This window comes from uncultured Castellaniella sp. (assembly GCF_937988725.1).
Classification (GTDB): domain Bacteria; phylum Pseudomonadota; class Gammaproteobacteria; order Burkholderiales; family Burkholderiaceae_B; genus Castellaniella.
The window spans coordinates 402,488-418,078 of record NZ_CALKHS010000010.1; the positions used below are offsets into that span (position 1 = coordinate 402,488).

At 67.3% G+C, this 15,591-nt stretch carries 14 protein-coding genes; 2 read left to right on the top strand and 12 right to left on the bottom strand.

The window, feature by feature from the left end; all coding sequences use genetic code 11:
* The first annotated feature begins 52 nt into the window (after window positions 1–52).
* Window positions 53–550 carry a GNAT family N-acetyltransferase gene (locus tag Q0263_RS12310; RefSeq protein ID WP_298016407.1) on the top strand — a complete coding sequence of 166 codons (498 nt, stop codon included), beginning with the start codon at window positions 53–55 and terminating at the stop codon, window positions 548–550.
* 58 nt (window positions 551–608) lie between these two features.
* Here the strand turns inward: Q0263_RS12310 and Q0263_RS12315 are convergent, their stop codons facing one another.
* Window positions 609–1,340, bottom strand: a complete 732-nt coding sequence (locus Q0263_RS12315; RefSeq protein ID WP_298016411.1) for a methylated-DNA--[protein]-cysteine S-methyltransferase — start codon at window positions 1,338–1,340, stop codon at window positions 609–611.
* A gap of 69 nt (window positions 1,341–1,409) precedes the next feature.
* Window positions 1,410–3,788, bottom strand: a complete 2,379-nt coding sequence (gene ppsA / locus Q0263_RS12320; protein ID WP_298016414.1) for a phosphoenolpyruvate synthase — start codon at window positions 3,786–3,788, stop codon at window positions 1,410–1,412.
* A 216-nt stretch (window positions 3,789–4,004) separates the two neighbouring features.
* Here ppsA and Q0263_RS12325 point away from each other — a divergent pair, with 216 nt between their 5' ends.
* On the top strand, window positions 4,005–4,838 hold the full coding sequence (locus tag Q0263_RS12325; protein ID WP_298016419.1) for a pyruvate, water dikinase regulatory protein: 834 nt from the start codon (window positions 4,005–4,007) through the stop codon (window positions 4,836–4,838).
* Between the two features lie 58 nt (window positions 4,839–4,896).
* Here Q0263_RS12325 and Q0263_RS12330 read toward each other — a convergent pair whose 3' ends face one another.
* The 10 genes from Q0263_RS12330 to Q0263_RS12375 all read right to left on the bottom strand — a co-directional run bounded on the left by Q0263_RS12330 (window position 4,897) and on the right by Q0263_RS12375 (window position 15,588).
* Window positions 4,897–5,679, bottom strand: a complete 783-nt coding sequence (locus Q0263_RS12330; RefSeq protein WP_298019060.1) for an RNA methyltransferase — start codon at window positions 5,677–5,679, stop codon at window positions 4,897–4,899.
* Between the two features lie 14 nt (window positions 5,680–5,693).
* A complete protein-coding gene (gene rnhB / locus Q0263_RS12335) occupies window positions 5,694–6,311 on the bottom strand; it encodes a ribonuclease HII (protein ID WP_298019063.1) in 618 nt (205 codons plus the stop codon).
* Window positions 6,298–7,527 carry a lipid-A-disaccharide synthase gene (gene lpxB / locus Q0263_RS12340; protein ID WP_298016422.1) on the bottom strand — a complete coding sequence of 410 codons (1,230 nt, stop codon included), beginning with the start codon at window positions 7,525–7,527 and terminating at the stop codon, window positions 6,298–6,300. The genes rnhB and lpxB overlap by 14 nt, the downstream gene beginning before the upstream one ends.
* Before the next feature lie 58 nt (window positions 7,528–7,585).
* A complete protein-coding gene (gene lpxA / locus Q0263_RS12345; protein WP_298016425.1) occupies window positions 7,586–8,383 on the bottom strand; it encodes an acyl-ACP--UDP-N-acetylglucosamine O-acyltransferase in 798 nt (265 codons plus the stop codon).
* A complete protein-coding gene (gene fabZ, locus Q0263_RS12350) occupies window positions 8,383–8,835 on the bottom strand; it encodes a 3-hydroxyacyl-ACP dehydratase FabZ (protein WP_291768721.1) in 453 nt (150 codons plus the stop codon). Before fabZ ends, lpxA begins: the two co-directional genes overlap by 1 nt.
* Complete coding sequence (gene lpxD / locus Q0263_RS12355) at window positions 8,835–9,974, bottom strand: UDP-3-O-(3-hydroxymyristoyl)glucosamine N-acyltransferase (RefSeq protein ID WP_298016431.1); 1,140 nt, start codon at window positions 9,972–9,974, stop codon at window positions 8,835–8,837. Before lpxD ends, fabZ begins: the two co-directional genes overlap by 1 nt.
* A 6-nt stretch (window positions 9,975–9,980) precedes the next feature.
* Window positions 9,981–10,469, bottom strand: coding sequence for an OmpH family outer membrane protein (locus tag Q0263_RS12360; RefSeq protein ID WP_298019066.1), 489 nt, complete (start codon window positions 10,467–10,469; stop codon window positions 9,981–9,983).
* Between the two features lie 130 nt (window positions 10,470–10,599).
* The gene (gene bamA, locus Q0263_RS12365; protein WP_298016434.1) at window positions 10,600–12,963 is read right to left on the bottom strand and encodes an outer membrane protein assembly factor BamA; all 2,364 of its coding nucleotides are present in this window, start codon (window positions 12,961–12,963) and stop codon (window positions 10,600–10,602) included.
* A 69-nt stretch (window positions 12,964–13,032) separates the two neighbouring features.
* Window positions 13,033–14,367 (bottom strand): RIP metalloprotease RseP, encoded by a 1,335-nt coding sequence (rseP, locus tag Q0263_RS12370; protein WP_298016437.1) that lies wholly within the window; start codon window positions 14,365–14,367, stop codon window positions 13,033–13,035.
* A gap of 6 nt (window positions 14,368–14,373) precedes the next feature.
* Window positions 14,374–15,588, bottom strand: a complete 1,215-nt coding sequence (locus Q0263_RS12375; protein ID WP_298016440.1) for a 1-deoxy-D-xylulose-5-phosphate reductoisomerase — start codon at window positions 15,586–15,588, stop codon at window positions 14,374–14,376.
* Window positions 15,589–15,591 lie beyond the last annotated feature (3 nt).

Consider the following 15,591-nt stretch of genomic DNA (forward strand, 5'->3'; position numbering starts at 1 on the left):
CTTCCCGTCGGCGCTGCTGAGCGCATCACAGCGGCAATGCCTGGCGTTGGCCATGACCAGAACTGAACGCCCGCCGCAGGGACCCTCCATCACTGTGGCGGTCGCCGATCCATTCAGCGAGGAAGCCCGGGCCTGCATCCAGGCCTATTTCCAGGAACTGCAGGCGCGCTTCGACGAAGGTTTCGACCCCGAACTGACCGTCTCGGCCACCCCGGAGGAACTGGCGCCCCCCGCAGGATACCTGCTGATCGCACGGCTGGAGGCGCAAGCGGTCGGCTGCGGCGCCCTCAAGATCCATCGGGAAGACGGCTACGGGGAAATCAAGCGCATGTGGGTGGCGCCGTCGGCGCGGGGCCTGGGCATCGCCCGGCGCTTGCTGGCGGCCCTGGAAGCCAAGGCCGCCGAGGCCGGGGTGACCGTGCTGCGCCTGGACACGCATCACAGCCTGGCCGAGGCGCGCGCCCTATACCTGCGCAGCGGTTACGTCGAAATCTCGCCCTACAACGCCAACCCCTACGCGCAGCACTGGTTCGAAAAGCGCGAGTTCTGAGCGACGCAGGCGACGGGGCAATCTCGGCTCCGATGGCCGCCACGGACCAATCCTTGCACTAGGCGCGGATCGTGAAACCTTCGATTTCCAGCAGCCGCGCCTTGCGGCTCAGCCCCCCGCCGTAGCCGTTCAGGGTGCCGTTGCGGGCCAGGATGCGGTGGCAGGGAATGATGATGCTGATGGGGTTGCTGCCCACGGCGGTGCCGACGGCGCGACCGTGCCCCGCCCCCAGCCCGGCCTGTTCGCCCAGTTCTCCATAGGATAGGGTCGCCCCGCAGGGCACGTCCAGCAGCGCCTGCCAGATCCGTTTCTGAAAAGCGGTGCCCTGTGGATCCAGAGGCACGCCGAACACCTTGCGCTCGCCGCGCCAGTATTCGTCCAGTTCCCGCCGGGTCTGTTCCAGGACGGTCCGGGCGCCGGCCGGCATGTCGGCCTGGAGCAGCCGCAGCACCATCGCCTGCCCGTCGGACACGTCCCCGGCCGTTGCCGGGACATCCGGGGGAAACAGCTCGCCCGTGGCGGGCACCGAGCCCGCCCGGACGGCCTTCAGGGTGCGCGCCGCCCTGCCTCGCACCACGCCCGCGGACGGCCGGGAAACGATCTCGGACTCGGACACGGCGGCCAGCCCCGGCAGGTGCGGACAATCCCTCTGATCGGTGAAATACAGGCCGGTCAGGCAATGCTCGTCGGCCGACAGCAGGATGTCGCCCAGCGGGGATGAAAGAAGCGCATGAAACAGCATGAAGGGATTCTCGACGGATGATGGCGCAACCAGTTTAACGATGCGCATGAAAAAACCCCAGCCGATGAAGGCTGGGGCTCTTCAGCAGCCGGCGGACACGCCGGCAGCCCGATGCGATCAGGCGGCGACCTTGGTGTCGGCCAGCCGCTGCCAGGTATCCACCACCGTGTCCGGATTCAGGGACATGGACAGGATGCCTTCGTCGCGCAGCCACTGGGCCAGGTCGGGGTGATCGCTGGGGCCCTGGCCGCAGATGCCGACGTACTTGCCGGCCTTCAGGCAGGCCTGGATGGCGCGGCGCAGCATGAACTGCACGGCCGGATCGCGCTCGTCGAAATCGGCCGCCAGCAGTTCCATGCCCGAATCGCGGTCCAGACCCAGGGTCAGCTGGGTCATGTCGTTGGATCCGATCGAGAAGCCGTCGAAGTACTGCAGGAATTCATCGGCCAGGATGGCATTGGTGGGGACCTCGCACATCATGATCAGACGCAGGCCGTTGTCGCCGCGCTTCAGGCCGTGCGACGCCAGCAGTTCCACCACGCGCTGCGCCTGGCCCAGGGTGCGCACGAAGGGCACCATGATTTCCACATTGGTCAGGCCCATCTCGTCGCGGACTTTCTTCAGGGCTTCGCATTCCATGCGGAAGCATTCCGCGAAGTCCTCGGAGATGTAGCGCGACGCCCCGCGGAAGCCCAGCATGGGGTTCTCTTCCTCGGGCTCGTAGCGCGAGCCGCCCACCAGCTTGCGGTATTCGTTGGACTTGAAGTCCGACAGGCGCACGATGACGGGCTTCGGATAGAAGGCGGCGCCGATGGTGGCGATGCCTTCGGCCAGTTTTTCCACGAAGAAGGCGCGCGGGCTGGCATAGCCCCGGGCGGCGGATTCCACGGCCTTTTTCAGGTCGCCGTCCACGTTGGGATAGTCCAGGATGGCCTTGGGGTGGACGTTGATGTTGTTGTTGATGATGAATTCCAGCCGGGCCAGCCCCACGCCCCCATTGGGAATCTGGGAGAAGTCGAAGGCCAGCTGCGGGTTGCCGACGTTCATCATGACCTTCAGGCCGATGTCGGGCATCTCGCCCCAGCGGACTTCCTCGATCTCGGTCTCGATCAGGCCATCGTAGATGTGGCCCTCGTCGCCTTCGGCGCAGGACACCGTGACCTCGCGCCCGTTGGCCAGCACGTCGGTGGCGTCGGCGCAGCCGACCACCGCCGGAATGCCGAGTTCGCGCGCGATGATGGCCGCGTGGCAGGTGCGCCCGCCCCGGTTGGTGACGATGGCCGATGCCAGCTTCATGACCGGTTCCCAGTTGGGGTCGGTCATGTCCGTGACCAGGATGTCGCCCGAGCGGACCTTGTCCATTTCGGATGCGTCCGCCACCACGCGCACGGTGCCCGAGCCGATCTTCTGGCCGATGGCCCGGCCGCGCACCAGGACTTCGCCCGTGGCTTTCAGGCGATAGCGTTCCTGCACGTCATGGTGCCCCTGCTGGGACTTCACGGTTTCCGGGCGGGCCTGCAGGATGTAGAGCTTGCCGTCGATGCCGTCGCGGCCCCATTCGATGTCCATGGGTCGCTGGTAGTGCTTCTCGATGATGGTCGCATAGCGCGCCAGTTCGATGATCTCGTCGTCGGTCAGGGAGTAGCGGTTGCGTTCCGAGGCCGGGACTTCCACGGTGCGCACGGCATGGCCCGAGGCGCGCTGCTCGTCGAATTCCATCTTGATGAGCTTCGAGCCGATGCGGCGGCTGATGACGGGATAGTGGCCGGCGGCCAGCGTGGGCTTGAAGACGTAGAACTCGTCAGGATTCACGGCGCCCTGGACCACGGTTTCGCCCAGGCCGTAGGACGAGGTGATGAAGACGACGTCCTTGAAGCCGGATTCCGTGTCCAGCGTGAACATCACGCCGGCGCTGCCCTTGTCCGAACGCACCATGCGCTGGATGCCGGCAGACAGGGCGACCTCGGCGTGCGCATAGCCTTTGTGCACGCGATAGGAAATCGCGCGGTCGTTGTACAGGGACGCGAACACGTGGCGGATCTTTTCCAGCACGTCGTCGATGCCGACCACGTTCAGGTAGGTTTCCTGCTGGCCGGCGAAGGACGCATCGGGCAGGTCTTCGGCGGTGGCCGACGAGCGCACGGCGAACGAGCCCTTGCCGTCGGCATCCAGCTGGGCGAAGGCGCCGCGGATGGCCTGTTCGAAGGCGGCCGGGAACGGGGTGTCGATCACCCACTGGCGGATTTCCGCGCCGGCGGCGGCCAGTTCGCGCACGTCGTCGGCATTCAGGGCGTCCAGGCGCGCCTTGATGCGGTCGTCCAGCCCGGTGGATTTCAGGAAATCGCGAAATGCGTCCGCGGTGGTCGCGAAGCCGCCCGGCACCCGGACCCCGGCGCCGGCCAGCTGGCTGATCATTTCACCGAGAGAAGCGTTCTTACCCCCTACCGAGTCCACGTCCGACATGCGGAGCTGCTCGAAAGATACAACGTACGACATGATGTCACCTTTGAGATAGAAAAAGCGTGTTTGCGGGACGCACGCCGCCCGGGGGGCAAAGCCCCGGGAACGCGGACCGCGCGGCGGCGGATGCCCTGGAAAGGCATCGGCCGCCTGCGGCCGGCATGCGTCCGGCAAACCAGCCTTGCCTGACCATCAGGTGACTGGTAACCTTCGCGGATTGTACCGTTTCTCAGGCCTGGTGGTTCAAAATCCATGATCGATCCCGTCATCGAACGCCCCGTGTTCATCGTCTCGGACAGCACCGGGATTACCGCTGAAACCTTCAGCCATGCGGTTCTGTCGCAATTCGAGGAAATCGCCTTCCAGGCGGTGCGCCTGCCCTTCATCGACTCGGTCGAGAAGGCCGACGCCGCCGCGCGGCGCATCACCCTGCGGGCGGACCAGGGCGGCCCCCCGCCCCTGGTGTTCAGCACGCTGGTCGATCCGGAAATCGCCGACCGCATCCGCGAGGCCCCCTGCATCTTCCTGGACCTGTTCGGCGCCTTCGTGCAGCACCTGGAAGGCGTGCTGGGCGTGAAATCCAGCCGCTCGGTGGGCCGTTCGCACACCAACGGCCTGTCCAAGCAATACAACAACCGCATCGAAGCCATCAATTTCAGCCTGGCCCACGACGACGGCCAGTACATCCAGGGCCTGGAACAGGCCGACGTCATCCTGGTGGGGGTGTCGCGCTGCGGCAAGACCCCCACCAGCCTGTACCTGGCCATGCAGTACGCGGTCAAGGCGGCCAACTACCCCCTGATCCCGGAAGATTTCGACCGGGGCGCGCTGCCCGCCACGCTGCTGCCCTTCCGGCGCAAGCTGTTCGGCCTGTCGATCCAGCCCGAGCGCCTGGCGGAAGTGCGCAACGAGCGCCGGCCCAACAGCACCTATGCGTCCCTGAAGCAATGCCGCCAGGAAATCGCCGACGCGGAACGCCTGATGCGCATGGAAAACATCCCGTGGCTGTCCACCACGACGCGCTCCATCGAAGAAATCTCCACCAAGATCCTGGACGAGGTCGGGCTGGACCGCACCACCTACTGAACGAAGGCCGCCGCGCAGGGGACGCGCCGTCTGGGCGGCTCCCCCGGATCGCGCGGATTCAGCTTCCCTGCTGCCGGCGCTGCTCGAACAGGCAGATGGCTGCGGCGGCCGCGACGTTCAGGGACTCGACCCCCGCGGACTGCGGAATGTGCACCCGCCAGTCGGCGGCCTCCAGCAGATCGGCCGCCACGCCGCGTCCTTCATTGCCGAACAGCCAGGCGCAGGGCTGCCGCAGATCCTGGCGATGCACGGACTGCGCCCGTTCCAGGGTGGTGGCCGCCAGGGGCACCCGCAGGCGATCGCGCAGGGCCTGCAGATCGGCGTGCTCATGGATGTCCAGGGCGAAGTGGGCGCCCTGCCCGCTGCGCAGCGTTTTAGGCGACCAGGCCGCCGCGCAGCCCTCCGACAGATAGGCGGCCGACAGACCGGCGGCGGCGGCCGTGCGCAACAGGGTGCCCAGATTGCCGGGATCCTGCACCCGGTCCAGCCACAGGCAGCCCTCCGTGATCCGGTCCGGCAAAACCGGCACGGGCGGTTCCACCAGGAAAAAGACGGCGGGACCGTGCTCCACCTGGGACAGCATCCGCGCAAGATGATCCTCGAGCACGATGCGGCGCGTGGTCTCGCAGTCCTGCCACAGGGGCTTGATCCAGCCCGGAGACTGCGCCTGGATCGCCTCGCTGACGATCAGGGCCTGCGGCGGACCGTTGTGCTCCAGCCAGGCGCGGCACAGGTGCTCGCCTTCCAGAATGACGCGGCTTTCGCGACGGCCGGGCCGGCCCTGGGCCAGGCGCAGCCAGAGCCGGTAATCCGGATTGTCGCGCGAGGCGATGTGCCGCACGGGCGCCGCGATGCTCATGCCTGGGTATCCTGTAGAAGCCGCCGGACGGGGGCGAAACTGCGCCGGTGCGCCGGGCAGGGACCGAATTGCATCAGGCGCTCCAGATGCAGCGCCGTGCCATAGCCTTTGTGCTGGTCGAAGGCATAGCCCGGATACTGGGCGTGCAAAGCCAGGCAGCAGGCGTCGCGGGCGGTCTTGGCCAGAATCGAGGCGGCCGAAATGGCGGGCTCCAGGGCGTCGCCGCCGATCACGGCGCGCGCGGCGCACGGCAGTCCCGCCGGCAGGCGGTTGCCGTCCACCAGGATCAGCCGCGGCGGACGCGAAAGCGCGGCGCACGCCTGGCTCATGGCCAGCAGCGTCGCCTGCAGGATGTTCACGCGGTCGATCGTCTCGACGTCCGCCTGGGCGATGGCCCAGGCCAGCGCCCGCTCGCGGATCTGCTGCGCCAGGACCTCGCGCCGCCGGGCGCTGAGCTTCTTCGAATCCGCCAGTCCTTCGATGGGACGATCGGGGTCCAGGATGACGGCGGCGGCGAAGACCGGCCCCGCCAGCGGCCCCCTGCCCGCCTCGTCCACTCCGGCGATCCAGTCCGGCGCAGGCGGCGGCGCCGTGAACAGCTCAGGCTGCATGATCATGGCAGACTCGCAGAATGGCTTCGGCGGCCAGGCCCGGCGTATCGCGGTCAAGGGTCTCGTGCAGGGCGGCGAAGCGCCGCGCCACCCGCTGGCCATGGTCGCGGTCGCTCAGCGCCACCCAGGTCTGTTCCGCCAGGGCCTCCGGCGTGGCGGCTTCCTGCAGCAGTTCGGGCACGACGAATTCCCGCTCCAGGATGTTGGGCAGGCCCACCCAGGGCAGGCTGGGCGCGTCCTGGCCGGACTTCCAGGCCATGATGCGCCGCATCCAGGGGCTGATGACGTAGGAGATGACCAGAGGCCGCTTGAACAGGGCGGCCTCCAGCGTCGCTGTGCCGCTGGCGACCAGCACGGCGTCCGCGGCCTCCATCGCATGCCAGGCGACCGGCCATTCCGCGGAATCCAGCCCGTCCTGGCGCGACGCGACGCCGGGCTCGGACGGCAGCGTTTCCAGCACCCGGCATTCCGGCACCGGAATCTGCGCCAGGATGGCCTCGAACTGGGCGCGGCGCCGGGCGTTGACGACGGGCACGACGATCTGCAGATCCGGATCCTGACGCAGCAGGAGTTGCGCCGCCTGGAGGAACCGGGGCGCCAGCAGGCGCACTTCGGACTCCCGGCTGCCGGGCATCAGCGCCAGGACCCGGCGCCCCGGATCCAGGTTCAGCGCGGCCCGGGCCGCCGCGCGGTCGGGCGCCTTGGGGATGAGTTCCGCCAGGGGGTGTCCCACGTAGGTGACGGGAACGCCCTGCTCGCGATAGAGATCGACCTCGAAGGGGAACAGCACCAGCATGTGCGACACCGCCCGGCGGATCTGGTGGATGCGCTCGAAGCGCCAGGCCCAGATCGACGGACCGACGAAATGCACGGTGGGAATGCCGGCCGCCCGCAGTTTTTCTTCCAGCCGCAGATTGAAATCGGGCGCATCGACCCCGACGAACACGTCGGGACGCTCGGCCAGGACGCGGCGTCGGGTGTCGCGCCAGGTGCGGATCAAGCGCGGCGCCTGCCGCAGCGCATCGACGTAGCCGAAGACCGACAGGGCATCCATGGGATGCCAGGCCTGAAAGCCCGCGCGGGCCATCGCCGGACCGCCGATGCCCGCCGCCGCAGCGGAGGGATCCCGCGCCCGCAGCCCCCGGATCATGCGGGCGGCCAGCAGGTCCCCGGAGGGTTCGCCCGCGACGATGGCGGCGCGGATTCCAGGAGCCGTCATGGCCGGCCCGGGCGGCCTCGCGCCGGATCGTTCGCAGGGCCGGACCGGCTCGGTGCGATCATGGGCGCGCGATGCCCCGATTGGATGCCCGCAGGAAATCCAGCAGCGTCTGCACGGCGGGGGCCTCGGCCGGATGATCCGCCTGCAAGGCCGCCAGCGCCTGGATCGCCTGTTCGACGTCCAGCTTGCGGCGATACAGGATCTTGTAGGCGTCTTTCAAGACCTGGATGTCGGCGGCGGTGAAGCCTCGCCGGCTCAGGCCTTCGGAGTTGATGCCGACCGGCCGGAAGGAATCCCCCGCGCCGATCACGTAGGGCGGAACGTCCTGGCGCACGGAACTGGTGCCGCCGATCATGGTGTGCGCCCCGATGCGGACGAACTGGTGCACGGCCGACAGCCCGCCCACGATCGCCCAGTCGCCGATATGGATGTGTCCGGCGAGCTGGACGCTGTTGGCCATGACGATGTGGCTGCCCAACTGACAATCATGGGCGATGTGCACGTAGGCCATGATCCAGTTGTCGTCGCCCAGCCGGGTGGCGCCCACGTCCTGCGCGGTGCCGATGTTGACCGTCACGAATTCCCGGAAGGTGTTGCCGGCGCCGATCTCCAGCGTGGTGGGTTCGCCCTGGTACTTCTTGTCCTGGGGAATGCCGCCGATCGAGCAGAAGCGATAGAAGTGATTGTCCGGCCCGATGGTGGTGTGCCCGTCGATCACGCAATGCGGTCCGACGCGCGTGCCCGCCCCGAGGCGGACGTGTTCCCCGATGATGCTGTAGGGACCGATGCTGACCTTGTCACCCAGCACGGCTCCTGGCGCGACGATGGCCGTGGGATGGATCTGCGCCGCCGTCATTATTCTTCCAGGATGCGCACCGCGCACATGATCTTGGCTTCCGCCGCGATCTGGTCGCCGACCTTGGCCACGGCCGTGTACTTGCAGATCGAGCGGCTGAGCTTGTCGGCGGAGACTTCCATGCGCAACTGGTCGCCCGGCACGACCGGCCGGCGAAACCGCGCCCCGTCGACGCCCACCAGGTAATAGGCGATCTTGGTGCTGGCCAGGTTGGGCGCCCCGGCATCGGCGAAGGAAAACAAGGCGGCCGCCTGGGCCAGGGCCTCGATGATCAGCACCCCGGGCATCACGGGGTGATGCGCGAAATGCCCCTGAAAAAACGGTTCGTTATAGGTGACATTTTTGATGGCGACGATGCTCTTGCCCGGGTCCATTTCCAGGACGCGGTCCACGAGCAGCATCGGCTGCCGGTGCGGCAGCCGTTCCATGATGTCTTTGATATCGAGTTCCATTATCGTGTGTCCTGCTTGTTGTTCTTCGGCTCAGCCCGGCTGGCCGCTTGCTGTTCCGCAGCGCGGAGGCGCTTGCGCAACTGGGCCAGCTGACCGATGACTGCTGCATTATGTTGCCACGCGCCGTGTTCCGCCACGGGAAAGACCCCGGTATAGCGGCCCGCCTTGAGAATATCGGACGTCACCGCGGTGCCGCCGGAAATATGCACATCGTCGCCCAGCGTCAGATGCCCGCCGAACATGGCCGCGCCGCCGATCACGCAGCGCCGGCCCATGGTGGTGGAGCCGGCCACCCCCACGCAGGCGGCCATGGCCGTATGATCCCCGATGCGGCAATTATGACCGATCATGATCTGGTTATCGAGCTTGACGCCATGGCCCAGCACGGTGTCTTCCACCGCGCCGCGGTCCACCGTGGTGTTGGCGCCGATCTCCACATCGTCGCCGATCCGCACGCCCCCCAGCTGGGCGATCTTCGCCCAGGCGCCGGGCGTGCGGGGGTCCGGCGCGAAGCCGAAACCGTCCGCCCCCAGCACCACGCCGGAATGCAGGATGGCCCGATCCCCCACCCGCACGCCGTGATAGAGCGTCACGCGCGCATGCAGGAGACTGTCGCGCCCGATGGCGCAATCCGGTCCGATGATGCAGCCCGCGCCGATGCGCGTGCCGGCGCCGACGCGCGTGCGGGATTCGATGACCGCCAGCGGCCCGACATGGACGTCGTCCTCGAGGACGGCGTCCGCCGCGATCACGGCGCTGGGATGGATGCCCCGGGGCAGACCCTCCAGGCGGTGCCGGTCGAACCATTGCGCCAGCAGCGCGTACATGAGATACGGCTGGCTGCACAGCACCGGCACCCAGCCGGGCGGTTCCGGATGGGCGGTCTGGAAGGCCGCCCAGTCCTCGGCGCGAAGGATCACCGCCGCCGCCCGACACTGGGCGAGTTGCCCTTGCAGGCGCGGATTGGAGAGGAAACTGATTTCGGTCGCGCCGGCCGCATTCAGGGATCCGAGCCCCGCTATCGGCAGCGCGTCCGCATCGGCTGCGCCGGTGATGCTGCATCCCAGCCCGACCGAGTCGGCAGCCTGCAACAGATGTGACAACGCAGGAGCCCGCTGGGGCGCAAGCAACACCGGCATCGGGAATCAGCCGCCCAGAGCCTTGATGACCTGGTCGGTGATGTCCACGCGCGGGCTGACCGTCACGGCGTCCTGGATGATCAGGTCGTAGTTCTGCTGCTCGGCGATCTTCTTGATGGCAGCGTCGGCCTTTTCCACGATCGAGGAGAATTCCTCGTTGCGGCGGCGATTGAAGTCTTCCTGGAATTCACGACGCTTGCGCTGCAGGTCGGAATCCATGTCTTGCAGCTGGCGCTGACGCTTCACGCGTTCGGCTTCGGACAGCACGGGAGCGTCCTTGTCGAGCTTCTGCGCCTGGGCCCGCAGGCTGTCGGACAGCTTCTGCAGATCCTGGTCGCGCTTCTTGAATTCGGATTCGATCTTCGCCTGAGCGGCCTTGGCCGGCTTGGAATCGCGCAGGATGCGTTCGGTGCTGACGAAGCCGATCTTGGTGCTCTGGGCGTAGGACGGGGCGACGAACAGCACCCCCAGACCGATTGCAGCCGCCACGGCCAGGGCACGGTGGCTGGAGACGGCGCGCTGCGCCAACGTTGAAACATTCAAACCTGAAAGAATCATGATGATAAAACCACCTGCCCAAAAGGCTGCGATAAAAAAGAACTATTGTGCCATTAAACGATCGGAATCAGAAACCTGTGCCGATCTGGAACTGGAAGACCTGCTTCTGGTCGCCTTCCTTGGCGTTCAGTGCCCGGCCGAAGGACAGCTGCAGCGGCCCCAGGGGGGATTCCCAGGACAGGCCCAGACCGGCGGAATACTTCCAGCCGCAGGGATCGGCCACCTGGCCGTACTGTCCCTGGGCGCACGGCGAACCGTCGGTGTTGGCGACCTGCCCCACGTCGGAGAACATGAACCAGCGCAGGGTGCGGTCGCGCGACGCCCCCGGGAACGGCAGATACAGCTGCACGTTGCCGACGATCCGCCGGGAGCCGCCCAGGAAGGTGTCGGTCAGCGAGTCGCGAGGCCCCAGCGAAGCGCCCTCGTAGCCGCGCACCGAGCCGATGCCGCCGGCATACATGTTCTTGATGACGGGGAAAGCCTTGCCGCTGCTGCCGTAGGTCTTGGCCCAGTCCACCTGGCCGTTCAGTGCCAGCGTGAAGGCGCGGCCCAGCGGCAGGTAGTATTGCTGCTGGCCCGACAGCTTGTAGTAGCGCAGATCCATGGTGGAGACGTCGGTCGACAGACGGGTGTAGCTGCCGCGATGGGGCGCCAGGGCGCTGTCGCGGGTGTCCTTGGACCAGCCCACTGTGAAGATGCCGGCATTGGTGGTTTCGCCGTATTGATCCGCGAACTGCTGGTAGGCCAGAGGCGCCGGATTGACGCCGCTGCGCCGGATGTCCTTGAGCGAATTGCGCTCGAAGGTCACCCCGGCGAAGACCCGGTCGACTTCCGAAATCGGCACGCCGAAATTCAGGCCCAGGCCCATGGATTCGATCGTGTACCAGCCCCGCGAACCGCTGTCGGCCACGTCGTACGGCGTGGTGCGGCGGTAGTACAGGGACGTGGTCTTGCTGATGCCGTCCTGGGTCCAGTAGGGATTGGTGTGCGACAGCACGGCCGCGCGGTTGGTCTTGCTGGTGTTGACGTTCAGCGACAGGGAATTGCCGCTGCCGAAGACGTTGTCCTGGCTGATGCCGGCCGACAGCATCAGCTTGTCGGTGGTGCCGTAGCCCACGCCCAGATTGATCATGCCGGTGGGCTTTTCCTTGACGTCCACATTGACGTCGACCTCGTCGGGGGAACCCGGCACAGGGTCGGTCTTGACGTCGACTTCGCTGAAGTAGCCCAGGCGGTCGACGCGTTCCTTCGAAGTCTTGATGCTGGAGGCGTCGTACCAGGCGGCTTCCTGCTGGCGCATTTCCCGGCGCACGACTTCGTCGCGGGTGCGGGTGTTGCCGCCGACGTTGATGCGGCGCACATAGACGCGGCGGCCCGGATCGACGTAGAAGGTCAGCTTGGCGACGTGGGTGTCGCGATCCAGGGCCGGGCTGGGGTTGACGTTGGCGAAGGCGTAGCCCAGAGACCCCAGGTAGTCGGTGATGGACTTGGCCACCGCGTTGGTCTTTTCGGCCGAGAAGGTTTCGCCTTCCTTGACCGTGACCAGGGGCTTGAGCTTGTCGTCCAGGCCCAGCAGGTCGCCGGCCATGTCGACCGCGCCCAGCTTGTAGGGCTTGCCTTCATGCACCGTCATGGTGATGTAGATGTTCTTGCGATCGGGCGAGATCGTGACCTGCGGCGGTTCCATGGAAAATTCCAGGTAGCCGCGGTCCAGGTAGTACGAACGGATGCGTTCGACGTCGCCTTCCAGCTTTTCGCGCGAATACTTGTTGGTGCCCGTGTACCAGGTCATCATGCCGCCAGTGGTCAGTTCCATCTGGTCTTCCAGGGTGCTGGAAGAAAAGGCCTCGTTGCCGATGAATTCGATCTTGTCGATGGTGGCGACGCCGCCCTCGAAGATGTCGAAGCTGACCCCCACGCGATTGCGCGGCAGCGGCGTGATCACCGGACTGATCTGCACGCCGTACTTGCCCTTGGACAGATACTGCTGCTTCAATTCGAAGACGGCGCGGTCCAGCATGGCCTGATCGAAGATGCGGCCCTGGCCGAAGCCCACCTGGGACAGGGATTTCGTCAGCGCCTTGGCATCGAATTCGCGCATGCCGTTGAAGTTGATGGAGGCGATGGTCGGCCGTTCCTTGACGGAGACGACCAGCACGTCGCCCCGGGAATCGATCTTGACGTCGCTGAAGAAGCCCGTGCCGTACAGCTTCTGGATGGCGGTGGCGGCCTCTTCCTCGGTGAAGGTTTGGCCGATTTTCACAGGAAGATAGGTGAAGATCGTGCCAGGATCCACCCGTTCGATGCCTTGCACCTGAATGTCGCGCACGACAAAAGGCGTGAAGGCGGCCGCCACGGCCGGCGCCAGCAAGGCAGCCAGCACCAGGGGAATGGCGCGCTTGATGAGACGAGAGTTCCGGAGAGACGACATCCTGGCAATCCTTTTCAGCCGCGGGAGGGACATGGGACAAGTGATGCGCGATTGTAAGTCACAATCCGATCACCTGAAAAGCCGCGAAAAATCATTGAACAAGGCGAGAAACATGAGACTGAATACCAAACCCATCCCGACCCTCGACCCCAGGTCGCGGACACGATCGGAGACCGGCCGCCCGCCGCGCAGCGCCTCGATCAGGTAGAACAACAGATGGCCGCCGTCCAGCATGGGGATCGGCAGCAGATTCAGCACCCCGATGCTGATGCTGATCAGGGCCAGGAAGCTCAGGTAGGCCTCCAGGCCGAGGCGGGCCGTCTGGCCGGCATATTCGGCGATCGTGACCGGTCCGCTGATGTTGCGCCAGGACACGGCGCCCGCCACCATGCGGCCCATCATGCGCACGGTGAAGAGGCTCGTGTCCCAGGTGCGGCGCGCGCCCGACCACAGGCTCTCCAGCGGCCCCAGGCGCACCAGCACCAGCGGCTGGCGCGCTTCGATGAGCGCGCCGATCCGGCCCACCGTCCGGCCGGCGTCGTCCACGGCCGCCGGCGTCAGGGTGAGATCCAGTGCGGCGGACTGCCGCTGCACCCGCAGCGCCAGCGGCTGACCCGGATGTTCCTGCACGATGCGCACGAAAGCCTGCACGGACGGCCCTTCCTGTCCTCCGGCGGCAAGCACCACGTCGCCGGCCTGCAGGCCGGCCTGCCGGGCGACGCCGTCCGCGTTCACCGTGCCGATGACCGCCCGGGGCGCCTGCAGGGCCAGCCCCGCCTGAGCCAGGGGATCGGGGCCGTCCGGCCCGAAATCGTGGGAACTCAGTTGCAGCGTCGCCTGCCGGACGGCATGCTGCGGCGTCTGCGCCGACAGCGTCACCTGTCCGCCCCCGGCCAGGGGTTCCAGCAGCTGCCAGCGGGCCTGGGTCCAGGACGCCACCGCCCGGCCATCGACGGCGGTCAGGCGGTCGCCCGCCTGCAGGCCCGCCTGGGCGGCGGGCGTTCCGGCGGCCGGCGCCGCCAGGATGGCGGCGGGTTCCTGGGTGCCCCACAGGCCCAGCAGCGTATAGATGACGGCGGCCAGCAGCAGGTTGGCCAGCGGACCGGCGGCCACGACCGCCACCCGCCTGGACAGGGGCTGGGCATTGAAGGCGGCCCGCCGCGTGGCGGCATCGGCGCCCGGCGGCGCATCGTCCAGCATCTTCACGTAACCGCCCAGGGGAATGGCCGACACCGCCCATTCCGTGCCGCGCCGGTCGTGGCGCCGCAACAGGACCGGGCCGAAGCCCACGGAAAACCGCAGGATGCGCACCCCGCACCGGCGGGCCACCCAGTAGTGGCCCAGCTCGTGGAACGTCACCAGCAGGCCCAAGGCCAGGATGAAGGCGAACAGCGTGAACAGCATGAAGACTCAGCCCAAAGCGGCTTGACAGTAGCTCGTCGCCAGCCGGCGGGTATGCGCGTCCAGATCCAGGACTTCTTCCAGCGAGGCCGGCGCATAAACGCCCGAACGGACGGAATCGCCCAGGCAGCGTTCGATGATGGCGGATATCTGAGTGTACCGGATGCGCCCATGCAGGAAGCCGTCCACGGCGACCTCGTTGGCCGCGTTCAGGGTGATGCACGCGCCCTGCCCCTGCTTCAGGGCGTCGAGCGACAGGCGCAGGCAGGGGAAACGCCGCAGATCGGGCGGTTCAAAATCCAGGCGCCCCAGGCGGGTGAGCTCCAGCAGCCCCACCCCGCTGTCGATGCGGTCGGGATAGCCCAGGCCGAAGGCGATGGGCGTGCGCATGTCGGGCTGGCCCAGCTGAGCCAGGATGGACCCGTCGGTGTATTCGACCATGGAATGCACCACGCTCTGGGGATGGATCACGACCTGGATGCGTTCCAGCGGCATGGCGAACAGCCAGTGAGCCTCGATGACCTCCAGCCCCTTGTTCAGCATGGTGGCGGAATCGACGGAGATCTTGCGGCCCATGCGCCAGTTGGGATGCGCGCAGGCCTGTTCCGGAGTGACGTGTTCCAGCTCGTCGAGCGCCGTGCAGCGGAAAGGGCCGCCCGAAGCGGTCAAGAGCAGGCGGCGCACGCCCGGCGCGGGCTGCGCGGGGGCCCGGGCGCGATCCGCCGATTGCGGCAGGCACTGGAAGATGGCGTTGTGTTCGCTGTCGATGGGCAGCAGTTCCGCCCCCGCGTCCCGCACCGCCTGCATGAACAGGGAGCCGGCCGCGACCAGGGCTTCTTTGTTGGCCAGCAGCACCCGCTTGCCCGCCCGGGCCGCCGCCAGGGCGCCCGGCAGGCCGGCCGCCCCCACGATGGCGGCCATCACGGCCGTGACTTCGGGATCGGCCGCCGTGTCGGCCAGGGCCTGGGCCCCCTGGCGGATCTCGGGCAGCGCGCGTCCGGCGGGCCAGGCGGCCAGGAAGCGCCGCCGTGCGGCGTCGTCGGGCACGATCACCACCCGCGCGGCATGGGCGGCGGCCTGGGCCGCCAGGGATTCGATGCGGCTATGGGCGCTCAGCGCGTACACCGACAGGCGATCCGGATGGCGGGCGACGACGTCCAGGGTACTGACCCCGATGGACCCCGTAGACCCCAAAATGCACAGTCTTTGGACAGCAGCAGGCATGAC

Bases quoted from the DNA above. Each gene is read 5' to 3' on its own strand.
- lpxA (WP_298016425.1), bottom strand. From the start codon at position 8,383: ATGACGGCGGCGCAGATCCATCCCACGGCCATCGTCGCGCCAGGAGCC.
- fabZ (WP_291768721.1), bottom strand. From the start codon at position 8,835: ATGGAACTCGATATCAAAGACATCATGGAACGGCTGCCGCACCGGCAG.
- lpxD (WP_298016431.1), bottom strand. From the start codon at position 9,974: ATGCCGGTGTTGCTTGCGCCCCAGCGGGCTCCTGCGTTGTCACATCTG.
- rseP (WP_298016437.1), bottom strand. From the start codon at position 14,367: ATGCTGTTCACGCTGTTCGCCTTCATCCTGGCCTTGGGCCTGCTGGTG.
- Q0263_RS12310 (WP_298016407.1), top strand. From the start codon at position 53: ATGACCAGAACTGAACGCCCGCCGCAGGGACCCTCCATCACTGTGGCG.
- Q0263_RS12315 (WP_298016411.1), bottom strand. From the start codon at position 1,340: ATGCGCATCGTTAAACTGGTTGCGCCATCATCCGTCGAGAATCCCTTC.
- ppsA (WP_298016414.1), bottom strand. From the start codon at position 3,788: ATGTCGTACGTTGTATCTTTCGAGCAGCTCCGCATGTCGGACGTGGAC.
- lpxB (WP_298016422.1), bottom strand. From the start codon at position 7,527: ATGACGGCTCCTGGAATCCGCGCCGCCATCGTCGCGGGCGAACCCTCC.
- Q0263_RS12375 (WP_298016440.1), bottom strand. From the start codon at position 15,588: ATGCCTGCTGCTGTCCAAAGACTGTGCATTTTGGGGTCTACGGGGTCC.
- Q0263_RS12325 (WP_298016419.1), top strand. From the start codon at position 4,005: ATGATCGATCCCGTCATCGAACGCCCCGTGTTCATCGTCTCGGACAGC.
- bamA (WP_298016434.1), bottom strand. From the start codon at position 12,963: ATGTCGTCTCTCCGGAACTCTCGTCTCATCAAGCGCGCCATTCCCCTG.